We start from the raw sequence: 20,156 nt of genomic DNA, 5'->3' as shown, positions 1-20,156 counted from the left end.
CACCCTAGACAGGGACCGCCGCGGTTCCGACGGGCCTCTCGGCGGGTCGCACGTCCACGACCGATGCGAAGCGCGCCAGCACGCTGGGGCTGTGGGTGATCACGACCAGACTGCGACCTCCCGGACCGGCCAGCGCGATCACGTCGTCCATCAGCGCCTCGGCCGTCGGAGCGTCGAGATGCTCGGTCGGCTCGTCCAGCACCAGCACCCGGTGGTCGGCCAGCAGCAGCCGCGCCAGGCACAGGCGCTGGCGCTCTCCCCCGGAGAGACGGCCGCCGTGCTCGCCCACCGGGGTGTCGAGCCCCTGCGGCATGGCGTCGACCGCATCGAGCAGCCCGGCGGACGCCAGCGCGGTGCGCAACCGGTCGTCGTCGGCGTCCGGCGCGGCGATCCGCAGGTTCTCGCGGACGGAGGTGTCAAAGATCGCGTCGTCCTGCCCGAGGTAGCCCACCCGGCGGCGCACGTCGGCCGCGGTGAGGTCACGGGTCGGGACCCCGCCCAGCACGATGTCGCCCTGCCAGGTCGGCAGCAGCCGCGCCAGGGCGTAGGCGAGAGTCGACTTGCCGACGCCGCTGGGTCCCGTGACGGCGATGATCTCGCCCTCGCCCACACAGAACGAGATCGGCGTCGTCACCGGGCCGTCCCACCCGACCACGACGTCGTCGACGACCAGGTCGTACGCCTCGGGCAGCTGCGCGGGTCGCTCCGGATCCACGACCGGGTTCGGCAGGGCATCCAGCGCCGCCAGCCGCTGGGCCGCGGCGGCGATCTCGGGCCGGAGACGCTCGGCCTCGGACCAGCCGTCCCACGGCTCGACGAGCGCGATGGGCGCCAGCAGGATCACGCCGATGACGACCGGATCGACGCCCGCCGACCACGCGGCGAGGACGGCGACGGTCAGGCCGGCCACGGCCAGGACGATCGCCGAGCCCATGCCGGCGACGCTCGCGCCTCCGGACTGCGCGGACTCGGCGTCGCGCGTGGCGGCCCATGCCTTGGCACGTGCCTCCCCAGCGGCGCCGAACGCGACCAGCTCGCGCGCGGCGACCGCCGAGGCCGCGACCTCGGCCGACAGCCGGCCCTGGGCCTCGGCCCGGCCGCTACGGCGGGCACCGATCAGCGGCACCAGGCGATGCAGGGCGATCGCGCAGACGACGACGCCCGCGAGGATGACGAGGCCGGAACGTTCGTCGAGGAGGCCGACGACCCCCACGACCACGAGAGTCGCGGCCAGTCCGACCCACCACGGCACACGCAGTCGCAGCAGCCGGTCCTGCATCCGGGCGACGTCCGCGACGACCCGGCTGACCAGATCACCCCGGCGCAGGCCGCCGAGCCCGGCGGGGGCGGCGCGGTCGAGGGCGACATACGTCGTGACGCGCTGTTCGACCGCGTCGGCGAGCGCGACGTCATGGGTCGCGAGCCGCTCGACGTACCGCAGGACGGAGCGCGAGATGCCGAAGAAGCGCACCGACACGATCGCGACCATGAGGTAGAGGACCGGCGGCTGCTCGGCGGCGCGGACGATGAGCCAGGCCGAGGCCAGCAGCAGGCCGACGGCCGCCAGCTGGGCGGCGATGCCCATCGTGACGCCATACGCCAGGCGCGCCCGGCGGGGATACGTGCGACTCATGACGCGACCTCCACGACGCGATCGGCGGCGGCCACCGACTCCGGCCGGTGCGTCACCACCAGGACGGTTCCGCCCGAGCCACGCAGCGCGTCGAGCACCCGGGCCTCGTGATGGGCATCGAGACCGGCGGTCGGCTCGTCCAGCAGGACCAGCCACGCACCGCCCCGACGGACCCGCAGCAGGGCGCGGGCGACGGCGAGACGTCGCCGCTCCCCCGCCGACAGGTCGGTCGTGCCCTCGCGGACGACCCGGTCGAGGTCGAGGTCCAGGCCGGCGTCCCGCGCGGCGGCGGTGATCTCCGCGCGGTCCGCGCCCGGCTGGCCGAGCGCGACGTTGTCGGCGATCGTGCCGCCGACCAGGTGAGGCGTCTGGGGCACCCAGGCGATGGACTCGCGCCAGGCGGCGACGTCGAGGTCGGCCAGCGACGTGCCGCCGACGGTGACCTCACCTTCGTCCAGGCGCTCGAAGCCCAGCAGCACGTCGAGCAGGGTCGACTTGCCGCCGCCGGAGGGCCCGACGACGGCGACGAACTCGCCCGGTGCGACATGCAGGTCGTCCACGGCCAGCGACACGGCCGTGCGGCCGGGGTGGGTCAGCCGGGCGCCGCTCACCACGATCGGGGCGGGCGCGGCCGGCGGGGCGACGCTGCCGTGGTGGCGGTCGTGGTCGAGCAGGTCCAGCAGCTCGGCGGTCGCCGTGGCGCCCTCGGTGCTGTCGTGGAACATCATCCCGACCCGGCGCACCGGCAGGTACGCCTCGGGCGCCAGCAGCAGCACGAACATCGCGTCGCGCAGCTCCAGCCCCCCGTCGACGACTCGCAGGCCGACGCTGACAGCCACGAGTGCGACCGAGATCGTCGAGATCAGCTCGAGGACGAGGGAGGACAGGAAGGCCAGGCGCAGGGCACGCATCGTCTCGACGCGGTGCCGGCCCCCGACCTCGCGGATGCCCTGCTCCTGGCGCCGGCCGAACACCTTGAGCACGACGAGACCGTCGAGCACGTCGGTGAAGTGGCGCGCCAGGCGCTCCATGGCGGCCCACCGGCGCTCGACGCGGTCGCGCGTGAGCACGCCGACGAGCCACATGAACAGGCCGATCAACGGCAGCGTCACCACGATGATGACGGCCGACAGCGGATCGACCCACGCGATCACGGCGATGACGGAGGCGGGCACGATCGCGGCGAGCCCGAGCTGCGGCAGGAACCGGCCGACGTACCCGTCGAAGGCGTCCATGCCCGGACCCAGCAGGGCCACGAGACGCCCGCTCTCGGGGCGAGGGCCGACCCGCCGCGGGTCGAGGAGGTCGTCGACCACCTCGGCCCGCAGCTCGGCCTTGACCCGGATGGCGGCACGCTCGCTGACGACACCGTGTGCCCAGGCGATCGCCGCCCGCAGCCCGAAGGCGGCCGCGATGACGAGCGGGAACAGCAGCACCTCGTTGCCGTCGAAGCGCCTCGCGACGACCTCCGCGATGCACCAGGAGACACCGATGATCAGCAGTCCCGTCAGGGCGCCGAGGAGCACCGACCACACCAGGTGGGTGCGGACGGTGCTCGAACGGCGGACCAGCCGGGGGTCCAGAGGCTTCATGCCGGGATGTGCTCCACACCGATGCGCTTGCGGAACACCCAGTACGACCACGCCTGGTACCCGATCACGATCGGGGTGAAGAACACCGCGACCCAGGTCATGATCTTGAGCGTGTACGGCGTCGAGGAGGCGTTCTCGGTGGTGAGGTTGAACGCCGCGTCGAGGCTCGAGGGCATGACGTCGGGAAACAGCGCGACGAACAGCATCGAGACAACGCCGGCGATGGCGACGGCCGTGCCGACGAAGGCCCAGCCGTCCCGTCCCGCCCGGCTGGCGGCCAGGCCGCCGAGGAACGCGACCGCGGCCAGGGCGCCGATCAGCCACACGGCCAGGTCACCGTCGCGGACCGCGGTCCAGCCGATGAACAGCACCGCCAGGACCGCCGCGACGCCGCCGACCTTCTGCGCGAACGCATGGGCGCGCTCGCGGATGTCGCCGACCGTCTTGAGCGCGACGAAGACCGCGCCGTGGACCAGGAAGACCGTGGTCGTGAGCAGGCCGCCGAGCAGCGCGTACGGGTTGAGCAGGTTGAAGAAGCCGCCCACGTACTCGCTGGACGAGTCGATCGGCACGCCGCGGATGATGTTCGCGAACGCGACGCCCCACAGCAGGGCCGGCACGAACGAGCCGACGATGATGGCCCAGTCCCAGCGGTCACGCCAGACCTGGTCGTCGCGCTTGCCGCGGTACTCGAAGGCCACGCCACGGATGATCAGCGCGACCAGAATGAGGAACAGCGGCAGGTAGAACCCGCTGAACAAGGTGGCGTACCACTCGGGGAAGGCGGCGAACAGCGCGCCGCCGGCGACCAGCAGCCAGACCTCGTTGCCGTCCCAGACCGGGCCGATGGTGTTGACCAGGACGCGACGCTCCTTCTCGTCCTTGGCCAGCAGGCCGACGAGCATGCCGACCCCGAAGTCGAATCCCTCGAGGACGAAGTAGCCGACGAAGAGGACGGCGATCAGGATGAACCAGATGGTGGTGAGTTCCATGTCGTGCTCCTCAGTACGCGAACGCCAGCGGGGCGTCGGAGTCGTCGTCGGGACCCGTGGGCGGGTTCGCCTCGGGCAGGCCCTTGCCGATGAAGGTCAGCAGCAGCTTGACCTCCACGACGGCGAGCGCTCCGTAGAGCAGCGTGAAGCCGATCATCGACGTCCACACCTGGGCGGAGGAGACGGACGGCGAGACGCCCGCCTCGGTGGGCATGAGGCCGAACACGACCCACGGCTGGCGGCCCATCTCGGTGAAGATCCAGCCGAACGAGTTCGCGAACAGCGGCAGCAGCGGGAGCACGATCGCAGTCCACAGCAGCCAGCGCGTCGAGCGGGCGCCCGGCATGGGGACGCGGCCCTTGCGCAGCGCCCAGAGGATCCAGACGCTGGCGGCCATCGCGGCGAAGCCCAGGCCCATCATCAGGCGGAAGCTCCAGTAGGTGACGGGGATGTTCGGGGCGAAGTCCGTGATGCCGGAGCCGGCGTACTTCTGGGCGTACTCCTCGTTGAGGGAGTTGATGCCGCGCACCTCGCCGTCGAAGCTGCCGGTGGCCAGCTGCGACAGCAGGCCCGGCACCTCGATGCTGAACAGCGGCTTGGTGCCGTCGAGCGTGCCGACGGTGAACACCGAGAAGGGGGCGTTCGAGTCGGCGTCCTCGTAGAGCGCCTCGGCGGCCGCCATCTTCATGGGCTGGACCTCGGTCATGATCTTGCCCTGGATGTCGCCGGTGAGGACGACGCCGATGCCGGCGATCAGGAGGGTGACCGCACCGAGCTTGGCGGCACTGCGGAAGGCCTCGACGTCCTGCTCGGGGCGGCGCAGCAGGTGCCACATCGCGACAGCCGCGACGAAGCCGCCGCCGACCATGAAGGCCGCGAACAGGGTGTGCGGCACGGTGATCAGAGTGACCTTGTTGGTCAGGACCGCCATGAAGTCGGTCAGCTCGGCGCGGCCCCGCTCCTCGTTCATCGTGAACCCGACGGGGTTCTGCATGAAGGAGTTGGCGGCCAGGATGAAGTAGGCCGACAGGGCGGTGCCGATCGCGGCGATCCAGATGGTCATGAGGTGCAGCCCCGGCTTGAGCCGGTCCCAGCCGAAGATCCACAGGCCAAGGAAGGTCGACTCGAGGAAGAAGGCCAGCAGGCCCTCGATCGCGAGCGGGGCGCCGAAGATGTCGCCGACGAAGCGTGAGTAGCTGCTCCAGTTCATGCCGAACTGGAACTCCTGCACGATGCCGGTCACGACGCCCATGGCGAAGTTGATGAGGAAGAGCTTGCCGAACAGTCGGGTGAGCCGGAGCCACCGCTCGTTGCCGGTTCTCCACCAGACGGTCTGCATGATCGCGACGAGGAACGCCATGCTGATCGTCATCGGGACGAAGAGGAAGTGGTAGACGGTCGTGATGCCGAACTGCCACCGCGCGAGGTCGAGTGCTGTATCCACACTGATCCCTTCAGATCCATGAGTCACGCCGTTGTGACCCATCGGTGATCGTAGGTCGCAGGGGGGTCACGAAACGGCCGCTGAGCACTACCGTGATGGGGTGCACGAGGACGCAGTGGCGTACATCACCGCAGGCGCGGTCTTCGATGTGGCCGACATCACTTTTTACGCGGATTCACGGCACAGATCGCTCGACGAGGCCATCGCCGATGCCGAGGTTCTCGTGACGTGTCCGGACGCCACCGCGTCGTGGCCGGCCGAGCTCGAGCCGTGGGTCTCCCCCGCGCTCACCCGGCGCCGCCAGGACGACGTCGCAAGCGGCCGTGCCCGTCTCGTCGCGCGCCGCTGGGCCACGATCGACCCGACCGTCATCTACGTCGAGAACCCACACCCGCGGATCGTCTCGCACCCCGACCCGTCGGTGCTCGTGTCACCGGACCCGGACGTGGTCGCCGAGGTCGCCGCCCGAGGCGCCGACGTCTACCGCGCGACCCGCCTGGAACTGGTGCGTCGGCTGGTGCTGGCGCGCAGCAACCGCCCCATGCGGACCCTGACGGCGGTGACCCTCCACGACGAGGTGACGCCGCGCGACGAGCCCGCCGTGCTGACCCTCGGCAACGGCGGTGATCACGCCGGCGACCCGCGTCCGCTCGATCCGTTCATCACGATGGACCCCGAGCGACTGCGCCTGCTGGCCGACTCGCACCGCGCGGGGTTCGGCGTGCGCAGCCACGGCGAGATCGCCCTCAACCGCTCGCGGAGTGAGTGTGAGGAGACCGTCGGGACCGCCCGGGACTTCGACCACGTCGACGCGGTTCGCGCCGACCTCTCGCGAGCGCACCTGACCGACATCGAGACGATCGAGGAGGTCGCCCGGCGGCTGCGCCGCAGCTGGCTGCACTACCGCACGACCGCGGGCTGACTCAGCCGGCGAGCGGCTCCAGCACCTCACGGATCTGAGCGGGAACGGGAGTGACCTTGCGGTCCGACCCGGTGACGTACACGTGCACGAACCGACCGACGGCCGCCGGCTCGGGGTCGTCGCCCTGGAAGAGCGCGATCTCGTAGACGACGCTGGAGTTGCCCAGCTTCGTGACCTTCAGGCCGGCGACGACGTCGAGCGGGAACTTCAACTCGCGCTGGAACCGGCACGACGACTCCGCGACGATCCCGTACGCCGGCAGGGTGCGGATGTCGATCCCGGTCTCGCGGATCAGGTAGCCGTTCACGGCCGTGTCGAAGTACGAGTAGTATTTCACGTTGTTCACGTGGCCGTAGACGTCCTCGTCCTCCCAGCGGGTCGAGATCGTGTAGGTGCCGCGATACTCGGCCAGGGTCACGCCGACTCCTCCTCGCGCATGCGCTGACTGATGACGGCCGAGACGCCGTCGCCCCGCATCGTGACGCCGTAGAGCGCGTCGGCCACCTCCATCGTGCGCTTCTGGTGGGTGATGACGATGAGCTGGGAGTTGGCCCGCAGCTCCTCGTAGATCTCCAGCAGGCGGCCCAGGTTGGTGTCGTCCAGGGCGGCCTCGACCTCGTCGAGGATGTAGAACGGGCTGGGCCGGGCCTTGAACAGCGCCACGAGGAAGGCCACGGCGACCAGCGAGCGCTCGCCGCCGGACAGCAGCGACAGGCGCTTGACCTTCTTGCCCGGAGGCCGCGCCTCGACGTCGATGCCGGTCGCGAGCATGTCGGACGGATCGGTCAGGATCAGCCGGCCCTCACCACCGGGGAACAGCCGCGAGAAGACGTCGTTGAACTCGCGCTCGACGTCGGCCCACGCCTCGGTGAACACGCGCTCGACCTGGGCGTCGACGTCCGAGACGATCCCCAGCAGGTCCTCGCGGGTCTTCTTCAGGTCGTCCAGCTGCTCGGAGAGGAACTGGTGGCGCTCCTCCAGCGCGGAGAACTCCTCGAGCGCCAGCGGGTTGACCTTGCCCAGCATGGCCAGCTCGCGCTCGGCGATCTTGAGGCGCTTGGCCTGCTCGGCCCGGTCGAACGGGATCGACGGGGCCTCCTCGGGGTCGTCGGCGCCGATCGGCGGGACCAGCTGGTCGGGGCCGTACTCGGCCACGAGCGTGTCGGGCTCGATGCCGAGCTCCTCCAACGCCCGCTCCTGCAGGCTCTCGAGCCGCAGCCGCAGCTGGGCCCGGGCCATCTCGTCCTTGTGCACCGAGTCCGTCAGGCCCTCGAGGTCCGACGACAGTCCGCGGACGGTCGAGCGAGCCTCCTTGAGGCGCTGCTCGCGGTCGGCGCGCGACTGCTCGATCTGGATCCGGGTGCGGGTGGCCTCGTCGTGCGACTCCTGGAGCCGCTGCATCGTGATCTCGGCGGCGCGCAGGACGGACGTGGCCGTCTCGGCCTCGCGGCGACGGCGCTCGGCCCGCAGCCGGGCCCGCTCGCGCGCCTCGCGCTCGGCCTCGGCGGCCTGCAACAGGGAGGCGACCTGAGCCGTGAGCGCCTTGGCGCGCTCCTCGGCCGTGCGCAGCGCCAGCCGCGCGTCCATCTCCGCCCGGCGGGAGGCCGAGGCGCGCTCGGCGAGATGCTCGAGCTCGGTCGTGTCGGGCTCCTCGTCGGGCGCGTCCTGCGCGGCGGTGAGGCGCTCCTCCAGCTCTGCGAGGCCGGCGACGTCGCGGTCGCGCGCCTCCTCGGCGGCGACGATCGCCGCCTGCAGGCGGTCGGCCTCGGCAGCGGCCGAGCGGCTCGTGGTGCCCAGCTGAGCGAGCTTCTCGGCGACAGCCGACATCGATGCGTCGGACTCGTGCAGGCGGGCCAGCGCGGCATCGACCCGCTCCTGGGCCGCCTCGGTGGCCGCCTTGGCCTTCTCGGTCTCGAAGCGCAGCGTCTCCAGCTCGCGTCCGGTGCGCTCGATCGTGTCGGTGGCCTCGTCGACCGCGGCGGTGACCTCGATCAGGCTGGGCGTCGACGTGGACCCGCCCTCGGCGAAGTGCGCGCCGATCCTGTCGCCGGCGGCGGTGACGGCGGTGACGTCGGGCAGGTCGGCCACGAGGCGCTTCGCCTCGGCGAGGTCCTCGACGACGGCGACCTTGTGCAGCAGTCGGCGCATCGAGCCGCGCAGCTCGGCGGGGGCCTCGACGAGCGACTCGGCGTAGACGGCGCCGGCGGGCAGCGCGGGCCAGTCGTCGGTGGAGACGTCGCCCGAGCCCAGCAGCAGGCCGGCGCGGCCGAGGTCCTCCTCGCGCAGCAGGTGCAGGGCGTCGATCGCGGAGTCGACCCGGTCGACCGCCACGGCGTCGGCGGCCGAGCCCAGCGCGGCGCCGACGGCGGCCTCGTGGCCGCCGGTGACGGTGATGAGCGCGGCGAGCGATCCCAGGACGCCGTTGAGCCGGTCGGACGCGGCCAGCAGCGCGCCGGACCCGTCCTTGCGGTTGAGGCCCAGCTCGAGGGCCTCCTTGCGGGCGGTGGCCGTCGCGAGACGACGCTCCAGCTCGCCCCGGCGCGTGGAGATCTCGGCTTCCTCGGCCTCGGCGCGGGCGAGCAGCTCCTCGGCGTCCTCCAGCTCCTCGTCGAGGCCGGACTCACCGGCGCTCAGGCCGGCGATCGTGCTCTCGAGGGCGCTGAACTCGTGCTGGGAGTCGTCGGCGCGCTGGCGTGCCTCGGCCTGGGCGGCCGTCAGTCGCCCGATCTCCTCGTCGGCCGCGGCGGCGCGGCTCTTGAGTCCGTTGACCTGGCCGTGCAGCCGGGCCAGACCCTCGCGGCGGTCGGCGGCGGCGCGCAGGAGGCCGGCGATGCGGCGCTCCTCCGTCGAGTACGCCTCCTCCGCCTCGCCGCGGGCGGCGATGGCCTCCTTCAGCCCCTCGGCGGACGTGGCGACGTCGGCCTCGAGCTCGACGAGGCGCTCCTGGGCGCGACGCGCATCGGCCTCGAGCTCCTCGGGATCGCGGCCGTCGACCCGGTCGTCGGTGGCGTCGGCGGCCAGCCGGATCCGGTCGCGGGCGAGGTTGGCGGTGCCGTTGAAGCGCTCGCGCAGGCTGCCCAGCGCGTAGACGGTGTCGCGGGCGCGGGCCAGCAGCGGCGCGTCGGCGGCCAGGGCCTGCTCCAGCTCGGTCTCGACCTGCCGGGCGTCGGCGAGGGCCTTCTCGACCTCCTCGCGACGGGTGCGCAGCGCGTGCTCGTCGGCCAGCTCCGTCTCGATCGTCGTGCGGGCGGCGACGATGTCGTCGGCCAGCAGTCGGGCTCGGGCGTCGCGGACGGTGGCCTGGATGCCGGCAGCGCGGCGGGCGACCTCGGCCTGGCGACCCAGCGGCTTGAGCTGGCGGCGCAGCTCGGTCAGCACGTCGTTGAGGCGAGTGAGGTTGTCCTGCGTCGCATCGAGCTTGCGGAGCGCCTTCTCCTTGCGCTTGCGGTGCTTCAGGACGCCGGCGGCCTCCTCGACGAAGCCGCGGCGCTCCTCGGGCGTGGCGCGCAGGACCGAGTCGAGCTGGCCCTGGCCGACGATGACGTGCATCTCGCGACCGATGCCGGAGTCGCTCAGCAGCTCCTGCACGTCGAGCAGCCGGCAGGTGTTGCCGTTGATGGCGTACTCGGAGCCGCCGCTGCGGAACATCGTGCGGCTGATCGTGACCTCGGAGTACTCGATCGGCAGGGCGCCGTCGGTGTTGTCGATCGTCAGCACGACCTCGGCGCGACCCAGCGGGGCGCGACCGGCGGTGCCGGCGAAGATGACGTCCTCCATCTTGCCGCCGCGCAGGGTCTTGGCGCCCTGCTCACCCATCACCCACGACAAGGCGTCGACGACATTGGACTTGCCGGAGCCGTTGGGGCCGACGACTGCGGTGATGCCCGGTTCGAGGGCCAGAGTCGTCGAGGAGGCGAACGACTTGAATCCCCGCAGCGTCAGGGTCTTCAGGTACACGACGTCAGCCTAGTGCCTGCGGTGGCGGCCACCGCAGGGGAAACGCCGCAGTTCAGCGCGATGCGGACTCGAGCAGCTCAGCCAGATCGCCGTCGTGGGCGGTCTCGGCGAGGCGAGCCAGCAGGCCGTCGTTCTCGGCCTTGAGGCGCAGGACCTCGTTCTCGAGGTCTCCGATGCGGCGGCGCAGGACTGCGACCTCGTGGGCGTGTTCCGGGGACGGACCGCCGAGGAAGCCGTACAGGGCTTTGGCCATGGTGTTCCTTAGGAGGGAAAAACAGGTGGAGTTGCAGCCCCTGGGCTGCGTCTCTCAGTGTCTCACCGCCCCTGCCGAAGGGTCAACCGCGCCCGCGTGTCGCGGCCCCTAGGGTGTACGTCATGCGCCACGACCTGTTCACCAGCACCGAGGGCCACTGGGCCCCGGTCTCGCCCCGACTCGCGACGGTGCGCGGTCTCATCGGCACGGCCACGGGGGTCGTGCTGGTGCTCGCGTCACTGGTCCTGTGGCTGGTCTTCCCCGATGCCGGCGCGTGGGCGGTGCTGCTGTGGGCGCCCGCCGTGATCGGTGTCCTGCTCACCGCGTGGGTCTGGTGGTGGGCGCCGCGCAACCGCCGCAGCTGGGGCTACGCCGAGGCCGAGGACGACTTCCTCGTGCGCGGCGGCATCATGTTCCGCCGCCTCGTCGTGGTCCCCTACGGCCGGATGCAGTTCGTCGACGTCGAGTCCGGGCCCCTCGCGCGCTCGTTCGGGTTCGGCACCGTGACCCTGCACACCGCCTCGACCGCGACGGCCGCCGCGATCCCCGGCGTCCCCCTCGACGAGGCCGCGCGCCTGCGCGACCGGCTCACCGATCTGGGCGAGAGCCATGGCGCCGGCGTCTGACGCGCACCGCACCCATCCCCTGACCGCACTGTTGCAGGGGCTCATCTGGGGTGCGGGCGTCGCCGTCGCCGTCGCGTGGCAGGTCATCGACTTCGACGACCCGCAGTGGTGGTCCCTGCTGGCGGTGCCGGGCGGTTTCGTGATCGGCGTGCTGGCGGGCCTGGTCAGCTGGCTGTTCACCCGCTACGTGATCGACGAGGACGAGATCCGCGTCGATCGAGGCGTCATCTTCCGGTCGTCCCGCCGCATCCCGTTCGAGCGGCTGCAGTCGGTCGACATCAACGAGCCGCTCATCGCCCGCGTCGTCGGCCTGTCCGAGCTGACGATCGAGATGGCCGGCGGGTCCGACTCGCGCACGACGTTGCGCTTCCTGACCCTCGTGGAGTCCCGGCGACTGCGCCGCCTGCTGCTCACGCGCGCCCACGGCACCGAGCTGACCGACGAGTCCGGCGAGCTGCCCGCCGAGGAGCAGCGGACGGTGCTGCACGTCGTCGAGCCGGACCAGATCATCATCGGCACCCTGCTGTCGCTGGACTTCGTGGCGGCGGCGCTGACGGCGGTCGGCTCGATCGTCGCAGCGTTCCTCTTCGAGGACGTGGGATGGGCGCTGCTCGGCCTCATCGTCCCGGCGACGTGGGGCGTCGGCCAGATGATCATGAACCGCATCGTCGCCCAGTGGAACTTCACGGTGTCGCGCGGCGAGCGCGGCCTGCGGATCGAGCGAGGCCTGTTGAGCCGCAGCTCGCAGACCATCCCCTATGACCGGGTCCAGGGCATCGGAGTCGTCGAGCCGATCGTCTGGCGTCGGTACGGCTGGTCGCGACTGGACGTGGACGTGGCCGGCTACGGCAACGTCAGCGAGGATCGCGGCGGCGTGTCGTCGACGACGCTGCTGCCGATCGCCACCGACGACGTCGCCCGCCGGATCATCGAGGAGCTCATCCCCGACCCCGAGCGGGGCACGGCACCCGAGGTTCGCCCGACCCGGCGCTCGTGGATCTTCGCGCCGATCGGCTGGAGGTTCCGGTCGTTCGCGGCCACGCTGCACACCGTCACGACGACGACCGGGTGGATCACCCGGCACCGCTCGATCGTGCCGCACCACAAGGTGCAGTCGGTGCGGCTGTCCCAGGGACCGCTGCAGCGGCGGCGCGGCGTGGCAACGGTGCAGGTGCACACGCCCGACGGCCCCGTCTCGGCCACGATCAAGCACCTCGACGCGCCCGTCGCGCGCGACGTGACGTTCGACGAGGTCGAGCGGGCCCGGCTGGCCCGACGGCTCAGCCGCCGCTGACCGCGTCTTCGGCGGCGGCGTCGAGCGCGCCCACCATCTCGCGCGAGTCGAGCCAGCCCTCGGGCAGCACGACCTTGCGGGGCGAGCCTTGGCGACCGCGCGGGACGCCCAGCTCACTCACCGGGAACGGCACCTCGGGATCGAGGTCCTCGAGCAGCTCGTCGAGGGCCCGGTAGGAGCTGACGTGGCCGAGCCGCTCGCGCACGCTGGAGCCGGCCGGGAACCCCTTGAGGTACCAGGCGACGTGCTTGCGGAACTCCACGCAGCCGCGCTCCTCGCCGAGCCACTCCCCCAGCAGCTGGGCGTGCCGGCGCATGACCGCGGTGACCTCGCCGAGCTTCGGCAAGGTGGCGACGGTGCGCCCCTCGAACGCGGCCGCGAGGTCGCGGAACAGCCACGGGCGACCGAGGCAGCCGCGTCCGACGACGACGCCGTCGCAGCCGGTCTGCTCGACCATGGCCAGCGCGTCGGCGGCCTCCCAGATGTCGCCGTTGCCGAGCACCGGGATGTCGACGGCGGCCTTGAGCTCGCCGATCGCGTTCCAGTCGGCCTGGCCGCTGTAGTGCTGGGCGGCGGTGCGGCCGTGCAGCGCGATCGCGGCGCAGCCGGTGTCCTGGGCGATGCGGCCGGCGTCGAGGTAGGTCAGGTGGTCCTCGTCGATGCCCTTGCGGGTCTTCATCGTCACCGGGACGCCGTACGGCTCGGCCGCGCGGACGGCCTCGGTGAGGATCTGGCCGAGCAGCGTCGCCTTCCACGGCAGCGCGGACCCGCCGCCCTTGCGCGTGATCTTGGGGACGGGGCAGCCGAAGTTGAGGTCGACGTGGTCCACGCCGTGGTCCGCGCACAGGATCTCGACGGCGCGGCCGACCGTCTCGGGGTCGATGCCGTAGAGCTGGACCGAGCGCACCTGCTCACCCTCGGCGAAGGTCAGCATCGAGAGGCTGACCCGGTCGTTCTCGACCAGTCCGCGGCTGGTGATCATCTCGCAGACGTAGAGGCCCGCGCCCTGCTCGGCGCACAGCCGGCGGAACGCGACGTTGGTGACGCCGGCCATGGGGGCGAGGACCACCGGCACGTCCACGTGGACGCGCCCCAGATCCAGCCCCTGCGTCATGGTCGCCATCGGACCGCCGTCGTGACGCCGCCGGGCTGGAAGTCGACGGACTCGACTGCCGTGCCTCGCGGAACGAGGAACAGCAGGCAGCCCTTGGCCGTGGCGCCGGCCGCCAGGGTGCGACCGACCTTCGGCGGTGCGCACTTGGCGAACCTGCCGGGCACCGCGGTCGCGGGCGTCAGGGTGTCGCCGGCGACATGCAGCCACCACGGCAGACCCTCGGGGAACGAAGCCTCGGCCGGTCCACGGTTCCCGACCATGACGCGCACGTAGTACGGCTGCATCCCGGCCGGGATCCGGTAGAGCGACAGATCGCGACGCGGCGCCTTGTCGACCCGCGTGACGCCGAGCGCCAGCGCGGTGCCGGCCTCGTCATCGGCAGACGGGTACCCGATCGCGAGGCTCTCGCCGACCTTCTTCTCGGTGCCGGGCTCGGACAGCGTGATCCCGGCGGGCACCTTTAAGCCGGCCGTCGAGTCCGACGACTTCTCGGTGTCCCCGCCGGAGCACGCGGTCAGCGCGAACAGCAGGACGGCGGCGGCCAGCGCACGCATGGTCAGCAACCGACGAGGCGCGACGCCAGGTAGCCGCTGACCTGGTCCAGGGCGATCCGCTCCTGCGACATCGAGTCGCGCTCGCGGATCGTCACGGCATCGTCCTCGAGGGTGTCGAAGTCGACCGTGATGCAGTACGGCGTGCCGATCTCGTCCTGGCGGCGGTAGCGCTTGCCGATCGCCTGCGAATCGTCGAAGTCGACGTTCCAGTTCTGCCGCAGCTCGGCCGCGAGGTCGCGCGCCTTCGGCGACAGCGCCTCGTTGCGCGACAGCGGCAGCACGGCGGCCTTGACCGGCGAGAGACGCGGGTCCAGGCGCAGGACGGTGCGCTTGTCCACGCCGCCCTTGGAGTTGGGGGCCTCGTCCTCGGTGTACGCGTCGACCAGGAAGGCCATCAGGGAGCGGTTCACGCCCGCTGCCGGCTCGATGACGTACGGCGTCCAGCGCTCGTTGTTGGCCTGGTCGAAGTACGACAGGTCCTGGCCCGAGTGCTTGGCGTGCGTCGACAGGTCGAAGTCGGTGCGGTTGGCGACACCCTCGAGCTCACCGAACTCCGAGCCGGCGAAGCCGAAGCGGTACTCGATGTCGACCGTGCGCTTGGAGTAGTGCGAGAGCTTCTCGGCCGGGTGCTCGAAGAGGCGCAGGTTGTCGGGGTTGACGCCCAGGTCCGTGTACCACTTCAGGCGCGTGTCGATCCAGTACTGGTGCCACTCCTCGTCCTCGCCCGGCTTGACGAAGAACTCCATCTCCATCTGCTCGAACTCGCGGGTGCGGAAGATGAAGTTGCCGGGCGTGATCTCGTTGCGGAAGCTCTTGCCGATCTGGCCGATGCCGAACGGGGGCTTCTTGCGCGAGGAGTTCATGACCTGGGCGAAGTTCACGAAGATGCCCTGGGCCGTCTCGGGGCGCAGGTAGTGCAGGCCCTCCTCGGACTCGACGGGGCCGAGGAACGTCTTGAGCAGGCCGTTGAACATGCGCGGCTCGGTCCACTCGCCGCGGGTGCCGCAGTTCGCGCACACGAGGACCGACATCTCGACGGTGTCGGGGTCATCGACGTTGTGCTTCTCGGCGTACGCCTCCTGCAGGTGGTCCTGGCGGTAGCGCTTGTGGCAGTTCAGGCACTCGACCAGCGGGTCGACGAAGGCGTTGAGGTGACCGGAGGCCTCCCAGACCTGCGTGGGCAGGATCACCGAGGAGTCGAGACCGACGACGTCGTCACGGCTCTGGACCATCGAGCGCCACCACTGACGCTTGACGTTCTCCTTGAGCTCGACGCCCAGCGGCCCGTAGTCCCAGGCGGAGCGGGTGCCGCCGTAGATCTCGCCGCACTGGTAGACGAAGCCGCGGCGCTTGCACAGGCTGATGACGGTGTCGATGACTGAGGCCATGGAGGGGAATTCCTGTCCGGCTGGATGTCGGCGGGCCGATGCGCATCGTCGTGACGAGGCGCGCCCGAGGTCAACCGCCCACTCTACCGCAGCGCGATTTGACAACGGTTCTCAGCACAGATGAAAATGATTCCCATGAAGCGTCTTCCCCTCGTCGCCGCGGCCTGCCTGGCCGCCGGCCTGTCCCTGACCGCCTGCGGCACCGAGGCGAAGGACGACGGCCGCACCCAGGTCGTCGCGTCCTTCTACCCCGCGGCGTTCCTGGCCGAGCGGGTCGGCGGGGACGACGTGCAGGTCACGACGCTCACCTCCCCCGGCGTCGAGGCGCACGACCTGGAGCTCACGGCCAAGCAGGTCGTCAAGGTCAACGAGGCCGACGTCGTCGTCTACCTCGACCACTTCCAGCCCGCCGTGGACAAGGCGCTGGAGGACGCGGATCGTCCCGCCGACACCACGGTGAACATCGCCGCGGGCGTGCCCGAACTCCATGAGGGCGAGGACGCCGACGAGCACGAGGACGACCACGGCCATGGTCACGGCGGCGACGATCCCCACGTCTGGCTCGACCCGGAGAACATGATCACGGCCGCCGGCCACGTCCGCGACGCCCTCATCGCCGCCGACCCCGAGCGCCGTGACGAGTTCGAGGCCAACACCGACGCGCTCGTCGCCGAGCTCGAGGAGCTGAACGCCGACTTCACGACCGGTCTGGCCGACTGCGAGCGCGACGACTTCGTGACCTCGCACGCGGCCTTCGCCTACCTCGCCCACGCCTACGACCTGGAGCAGATCGCGATTAGCGGCATCGACCCGACGGCCGAGCCGTCGAGCGCGGCGCTGGCCGAGATCACCGATCTGGTGAAGCGCGACGGCATCACCACGATCTTCACGGAGCGACTGGCCTCCTCGGCGCTGGCCGAGACCGTCGCCCGCGAGACCGGTGTCACCACCGCGGTGCTCGATCCGATCGAGGGCCTCTCGGACGAGACCGCCGACGAGGACTACGTTTCCCTCATGCGACAGAACCTGGCCGCGCTGCAGAAGGCGAACGGCTGCGCATGACCACCACCCCCGTCATCGACGCCAGCGGCGTCACCGTCGACCTCGCCGGCACCCCCGTGCTGCGCGGGGTCGACCTGCGGGTCATGCCCGGTGAGTTCGTGACCATCCTGGGCGCCAACGGCTCGGGCAAGTCGACCCTCGTGCGTGCGCTCGTCGGGCTGATCCCGCACCGCGGCTCGATCGAGCTGTTCGGCACCCCGCTCGACCGCTTCCACGACCACCAGCGCGTCGGGTACATGGCGCAGCGTCCCGAGGTCTTCTCCGGCGTGCCGGCCACCGTGACCGAGGTCGTCGTCAGCGGCGCCCTGTCCCGCCGCCCCCGCTTCGGCTGGCCGACGCGCGCCGACCGTGCGGCTGCCGCCGAGATGATCGAGCGCGTCGGCCTGGCCCGGCTCGCCAAGCGGCCGATCACCCACCTGTCCGGCGGGCAGCAGCAGCGGGCGCACATCGCCCGTGCTCTGGTCGCCGATCCCGACCTGGTGGTCATGGACGAGCCCATGGCCGGCATCGACGCGCACAGCGCCGAGGTGTTCGCCGACCTGCTGGGCGAGCTCGACCAGCGCGGCACCGCGATCGTCATGGTCGCGCACGAGCTCGGCCCGCTGGCGCCGCTGGTCGACCGAGCGGTCCACCTCGACGCCGGACTCGTGGAGTACGAGGGTCCGGCCCAGGGTCCGGGCACCCACGACCACGCCCATGACCACGCGCACAGCAGCGAGCCCGCCGTGACGCGCCCCGTGCCCTCGCAGGGCCCGCTCCCGGGAGGCGACGCATGAGCGTCCTGTCCTACCCCTTCATGCAGTACGCGCTGGCCGCGGCGATCATCACCGGGCTGTCGGCCCCGGCTGTCGGCACCTTCATCGTGCAGCGCCGGCTGGCCCTCCTCGGCGACGGCCTGGGCCACGTGGCGCTGACCGGCGTCGCGCTGGGCATGCTCACCGGCATCGCGCCGTTGACGACGGCGATCATCGTGGCCGTCGCCGGGGCGATCCTGCTCGAGGTGCTGCGCAGCGTCGGCCGCACCAGCGGCGACTTGGCGCTGGCCATGCTGTTCTACGGCGGCATCGCGGGTGGCGTCCTGCTGGCGAACCTCGCCGACGAGTCCGCCGCCGCCCTGAACCAGTACCTGTTCGGCTCGATCATCACGATGAGCCCGACCGATCTGACGATCGTGGCGGTGCTCGGGATCGTCGTCGTCGCGACGACGATCACCCTGCGACCCCAGCTGTTCGCCCTGTGCCAGGACGAGGCGCAGGCGCGCGTCATGGGCATCCCGGTGCGCCTGTACGGCATGCTCATCGCGGTCCTGGCGGCCGTGACGATCACCGTCGCGATGCGCACCGTCGGGCTGCTGCTGGTGTCGGCCCTGATGGTGGTTCCGGTGGCGGCGGCCCAACAGGTCACCCGCAGCTTCCGCTCGACCCACCTCGCAGCCATGGCGATCGGTCTGTTCGCTGCGGTCGCGGGCCTGTTGGTCAGCTACCAGATCGACACCCAGCCGGGGCCGACGATCGTGGTGATCGCGCTGGGCGTCTTCGTCGTCACCGCGCTGGTCCATGCGCTGTCGCACATCCGCACCCGCCAGGAGGCACCCCGTGGTTGAGGCCCCCCGCAACACCCGTCAGCGTCGCGCCGTCGCGGACCTCATGGAGGACCTCGACGGGTTCAGCTCGGCGCAGCAGATCCACGCGATGCTGGCCTCCCGTGGCGAGAACGTGGGCCTGTCGACGGTGTACCGGACGCTGCAGGCGTTGGCGGACGCCGACGAGATCGATGCGCTGCGCTCCGACGACGGTGAAACGCTGTACCGCCAGTGCAGTCACGGCCATCACCACCACCTGGTGTGCCGCGACTGCGGCCGCACGGTCGAGGTCGAGGGCCCGACGGTCGAGCGCTGGGCCGACCGCGTGGCCGAGGAGAACGGCTTCGCCGACGTCTCGCACACGCTCGAGATCTTCGGCACCTGCGGATCATGCAGGTCCTGAGCCGCTCCGAGTGGCTGCCGCTGGCCGAGGCGCACCGCAAGCGGGCGCAGGTCCACACGCGCCCGCACCTGGCGCGGCGTGCCGACGGCGAGAAGCACCCCGTCGCGGACTTCCTGTTCGAGTACTACAACCTCTCCCCCGGTCAGCTCGAGCGCTGGCACCCCGGACTCGGCGTGGGTCTGGCCGACGCGCCGGAGTACGCGGCGCGGGGTGCCTACGTCGAGGTCGACGGCGTCGCCTCGGTCGATGAGGCTCGGCTCGGGAAGCGGTTGCCGGGCCTGAAGTGGACCCACGACCTGCTCTCACGCACCGCGTCGCGTCCCGCCCGCACCGGCTGCTTCGGCCTGCACGAGTGGGCGATGGTCTACCGCGACGCCGACGACCGCCGCCACCCCGCTCCCCTGCGCCTGGGCGCCGCCGGCACCGACGAGGTCGTCGAGTCGCACAAGCTGACGTGCACCCACGTCGACGCGTTCCGGTTCTTCACCGACGAGGCGCGACCACTCAACATCGAGGAGCTGGGCCGCGAGCACCAGCTGGAGTGGGAGCAGCCGGGCTGCCTGCACGCCACGATGGACCTGTACCGGATCGCCTTCCGGTTGCTGCCGTTCGCCGAGGCCACGATCGTGCTCGACACGTTCGAGCTGGCGCTGGCCGTGCGCGAGGTCGACATGATGGCCTCGCCCTACGACCTGTCCGACCTGGGCTACGAGCCGATCGCGATCGAGACGCCCGAGGGCAAGGCCGAGTACGTCCGCCGCCAGCGCGGGTTCACCGAGGCCGCCGCTCCGCTGCGCGCCCGGTTGCTCGAGCTGGTCGAGGGACTGCTCACTACAGTCGACGCGTGAGCATCACCGTCCGGCCCGCGGCCGAGCTGACCGCCCGCGAGGTCTACGAGATCTGGCGCATCCGCGACGTCGTCTTCGCCGTCGAGCAGCAGTGCGACGAGCCCGACGTCGACGGCATCGACCTGCGTGACGACTGCGTCCACCTGTGGATCGCCGACGACGACGGGATCATCCAGTCGTACCTGCGCACGTACGTGGCCGACGGCCACCGCAAGATCGGCCGCGTCGCCACCCTGAAGGAGTCGCGCGGGCAGGGACTCTCGGGCTCGCTGCTGCGCGAGGTGCTGGACCGCTGGGGCACCGAGGAGATCCACATCGGCGCCCAGGCCTACCTCGAGGACTGGTACGGCACCTTCGGCTTCGTCACCTCCGGCCCCCACTACCTGGATGCCGGCATCGACCACATCCCGATGGTGCGCCAGGCGTCGGCTCAGTCTCAGTAGTCCGAACGAGGGGGTGCGGACGCGGACCCGGAGCCTCTAGCCTTGGGTC

At 71.3% G+C, this 20,156-nt stretch carries 19 protein-coding genes; 9 read left to right on the top strand and 10 right to left on the bottom strand.

All coding sequences use genetic code 11. The annotated features are described in order from the left end of the window. Positions 1–4 precede the first annotated feature (4 nt). The 4 genes from cydC to NP095_RS07740 are packed head-to-tail and all read right to left on the bottom strand — an operon-like array spanning position 5 to position 5,661. Complete coding sequence (cydC, locus tag NP095_RS07755; RefSeq protein ID WP_232416481.1) at positions 5–1,633, bottom strand: thiol reductant ABC exporter subunit CydC; 1,629 nt, start codon at positions 1,631–1,633, stop codon at positions 5–7. After that, complete coding sequence (cydD, locus tag NP095_RS07750) at positions 1,630–3,225, bottom strand: thiol reductant ABC exporter subunit CydD (RefSeq protein ID WP_232416482.1); 1,596 nt, start codon at positions 3,223–3,225, stop codon at positions 1,630–1,632. The genes cydC and cydD overlap by 4 nt, the downstream gene beginning before the upstream one ends. Further along, positions 3,222–4,217, bottom strand: coding sequence for a cytochrome d ubiquinol oxidase subunit II (gene cydB / locus NP095_RS07745; protein ID WP_232416483.1), 996 nt, complete (start codon positions 4,215–4,217; stop codon positions 3,222–3,224). The genes cydD and cydB overlap by 4 nt, the downstream gene beginning before the upstream one ends. Positions 4,218–4,227: 10 nt before the next feature. After that, positions 4,228–5,661, bottom strand: a complete 1,434-nt coding sequence (locus NP095_RS07740; RefSeq protein WP_232416484.1) for a cytochrome ubiquinol oxidase subunit I — start codon at positions 5,659–5,661, stop codon at positions 4,228–4,230. A 100-nt stretch (positions 5,662–5,761) separates the two neighbouring features. On the opposite strand from NP095_RS07740, the gene NP095_RS07735 reads away from it, so the two are divergent. Continuing rightward, on the top strand, positions 5,762–6,583 hold the full coding sequence (locus tag NP095_RS07735) for a hypothetical protein (protein ID WP_232416485.1): 822 nt from the start codon (positions 5,762–5,764) through the stop codon (positions 6,581–6,583). 1 nt (position 6,584) lies between these two features. On the opposite strand, the gene NP095_RS07730 is transcribed toward NP095_RS07735, so the two are convergent. From NP095_RS07730 to NP095_RS07720, 3 genes are read right to left on the bottom strand one after another with little or no spacing between them, the layout of a single operon-like run. Beyond that, positions 6,585–7,001 (bottom strand): acyl-CoA thioesterase, encoded by a 417-nt coding sequence (locus NP095_RS07730; RefSeq protein ID WP_232416486.1) that lies wholly within the window; start codon positions 6,999–7,001, stop codon positions 6,585–6,587. Then, on the bottom strand, positions 6,998–10,540 hold the full coding sequence (smc, locus tag NP095_RS07725) for a chromosome segregation protein SMC (protein WP_232416487.1): 3,543 nt from the start codon (positions 10,538–10,540) through the stop codon (positions 6,998–7,000). The genes NP095_RS07730 and smc overlap by 4 nt, the downstream gene beginning before the upstream one ends. A 52-nt stretch (positions 10,541–10,592) precedes the next feature. Then, entirely contained in the window at positions 10,593–10,793 is a 201-nt protein-coding gene (locus tag NP095_RS07720; protein WP_232416488.1) for a hypothetical protein, read from the bottom strand. Between the two features lie 122 nt (positions 10,794–10,915). Here NP095_RS07720 and NP095_RS07715 point away from each other — a divergent pair, with 122 nt between their 5' ends. Then, a complete protein-coding gene (locus NP095_RS07715; RefSeq protein WP_232416489.1) occupies positions 10,916–11,419 on the top strand; it encodes a PH domain-containing protein in 504 nt (167 codons plus the stop codon). Beyond that, entirely contained in the window at positions 11,403–12,713 is a 1,311-nt protein-coding gene (locus NP095_RS07710; protein WP_232416490.1) for a PH domain-containing protein, read from the top strand. The genes NP095_RS07715 and NP095_RS07710 overlap by 17 nt, the downstream gene beginning before the upstream one ends. Here the strand turns inward: NP095_RS07710 and dusB are convergent. The 3 genes from dusB to NP095_RS07695 are packed head-to-tail and all read right to left on the bottom strand — an operon-like array spanning position 12,700 to position 15,769. Then, positions 12,700–13,827 (bottom strand): tRNA dihydrouridine synthase DusB, encoded by a 1,128-nt coding sequence (gene dusB, locus NP095_RS07705; protein ID WP_232416491.1) that lies wholly within the window; start codon positions 13,825–13,827, stop codon positions 12,700–12,702. The two genes, NP095_RS07710 and dusB, sit on opposite strands and share 14 nt — an antisense overlap. Continuing rightward, positions 13,824–14,381 (bottom strand): hypothetical protein, encoded by a 558-nt coding sequence (locus tag NP095_RS07700; RefSeq protein WP_232416492.1) that lies wholly within the window; start codon positions 14,379–14,381, stop codon positions 13,824–13,826. The genes dusB and NP095_RS07700 overlap by 4 nt, the downstream gene beginning before the upstream one ends. A 2-nt stretch (positions 14,382–14,383) precedes the next feature. Beyond that, positions 14,384–15,769, bottom strand: coding sequence for a glycine--tRNA ligase (locus tag NP095_RS07695; RefSeq protein ID WP_232416493.1), 1,386 nt, complete (start codon positions 15,767–15,769; stop codon positions 14,384–14,386). A gap of 135 nt (positions 15,770–15,904) precedes the next feature. Between NP095_RS07695 and NP095_RS07690 the strand changes: the two genes are divergently transcribed. Genes NP095_RS07690 through NP095_RS07665 form a run of 6 tightly spaced genes read left to right on the top strand, consistent with a single transcriptional unit; the run spans position 15,905 to position 20,107 of the window. Continuing rightward, positions 15,905–16,831: a metal ABC transporter substrate-binding protein gene (locus NP095_RS07690; RefSeq protein WP_232416494.1), complete on the top strand. Its 927-nt coding sequence runs from the start codon at positions 15,905–15,907 to the stop codon at positions 16,829–16,831. Next, positions 16,828–17,607, top strand: a complete 780-nt coding sequence (locus tag NP095_RS07685) for a metal ABC transporter ATP-binding protein (RefSeq protein WP_232416495.1) — start codon at positions 16,828–16,830, stop codon at positions 17,605–17,607. Before NP095_RS07690 ends, NP095_RS07685 begins: the two co-directional genes overlap by 4 nt. Then, complete coding sequence (locus NP095_RS07680) at positions 17,604–18,434, top strand: metal ABC transporter permease (RefSeq protein WP_232416496.1); 831 nt, start codon at positions 17,604–17,606, stop codon at positions 18,432–18,434. The genes NP095_RS07685 and NP095_RS07680 overlap by 4 nt, the downstream gene beginning before the upstream one ends. Further along, entirely contained in the window at positions 18,427–18,816 is a 390-nt protein-coding gene (locus tag NP095_RS07675) for a Fur family transcriptional regulator (RefSeq protein WP_256766135.1), read from the top strand. Before NP095_RS07680 ends, NP095_RS07675 begins: the two co-directional genes overlap by 8 nt. Continuing rightward, on the top strand, positions 18,804–19,664 hold the full coding sequence (locus tag NP095_RS07670; protein ID WP_232416497.1) for a 3-methyladenine DNA glycosylase: 861 nt from the start codon (positions 18,804–18,806) through the stop codon (positions 19,662–19,664). Before NP095_RS07675 ends, NP095_RS07670 begins: the two co-directional genes overlap by 13 nt. Further along, a complete protein-coding gene (locus NP095_RS07665) occupies positions 19,661–20,107 on the top strand; it encodes a GNAT family N-acetyltransferase (RefSeq protein WP_232416498.1) in 447 nt (148 codons plus the stop codon). Before NP095_RS07670 ends, NP095_RS07665 begins: the two co-directional genes overlap by 4 nt. Positions 20,108–20,156: the final 49 nt, after the last annotated feature.

Origin of the sequence: Aeromicrobium duanguangcaii (genome assembly GCF_024508295.1) — a bacterium.
Lineage (GTDB): Bacteria > Actinomycetota > Actinomycetes > Propionibacteriales > Nocardioidaceae > Aeromicrobium > Aeromicrobium duanguangcaii.
Note: the sequence above shows the minus strand (reverse complement) of the source record. Positions and strands in the feature narration are given on the sequence as shown.

Excerpts from the sequence above, each read along its gene's own strand:
- NP095_RS07715 (WP_232416489.1), top strand. The coding sequence starts at position 10,916 with ATGCGCCACGACCTGTTCACCAGCACCGAGGGCCACTGGGCCCCGGTC.
- cydD (WP_232416482.1), bottom strand. The coding sequence starts at position 3,225 with ATGAAGCCTCTGGACCCCCGGCTGGTCCGCCGTTCGAGCACCGTCCGC.
- NP095_RS07680 (WP_232416496.1), top strand. The coding sequence starts at position 17,604 with ATGAGCGTCCTGTCCTACCCCTTCATGCAGTACGCGCTGGCCGCGGCG.
- NP095_RS07710 (WP_232416490.1), top strand. The coding sequence starts at position 11,403 with ATGGCGCCGGCGTCTGACGCGCACCGCACCCATCCCCTGACCGCACTG.
- NP095_RS07695 (WP_232416493.1), bottom strand. The coding sequence starts at position 15,769 with ATGGCCTCAGTCATCGACACCGTCATCAGCCTGTGCAAGCGCCGCGGC.
- NP095_RS07670 (WP_232416497.1), top strand. The coding sequence starts at position 18,804 with ATGCAGGTCCTGAGCCGCTCCGAGTGGCTGCCGCTGGCCGAGGCGCAC.
- cydB (WP_232416483.1), bottom strand. The coding sequence starts at position 4,217 with ATGGAACTCACCACCATCTGGTTCATCCTGATCGCCGTCCTCTTCGTC.
- NP095_RS07700 (WP_232416492.1), bottom strand. The coding sequence starts at position 14,381 with ATGCGTGCGCTGGCCGCCGCCGTCCTGCTGTTCGCGCTGACCGCGTGC.
- cydC (WP_232416481.1), bottom strand. The coding sequence starts at position 1,633 with ATGAGTCGCACGTATCCCCGCCGGGCGCGCCTGGCGTATGGCGTCACG.
- NP095_RS07685 (WP_232416495.1), top strand. The coding sequence starts at position 16,828 with ATGACCACCACCCCCGTCATCGACGCCAGCGGCGTCACCGTCGACCTC.
- NP095_RS07720 (WP_232416488.1), bottom strand. The coding sequence starts at position 10,793 with ATGGCCAAAGCCCTGTACGGCTTCCTCGGCGGTCCGTCCCCGGAACAC.
- NP095_RS07690 (WP_232416494.1), top strand. The coding sequence starts at position 15,905 with ATGAAGCGTCTTCCCCTCGTCGCCGCGGCCTGCCTGGCCGCCGGCCTG.
- dusB (WP_232416491.1), bottom strand. The coding sequence starts at position 13,827 with ATGACGCAGGGGCTGGATCTGGGGCGCGTCCACGTGGACGTGCCGGTG.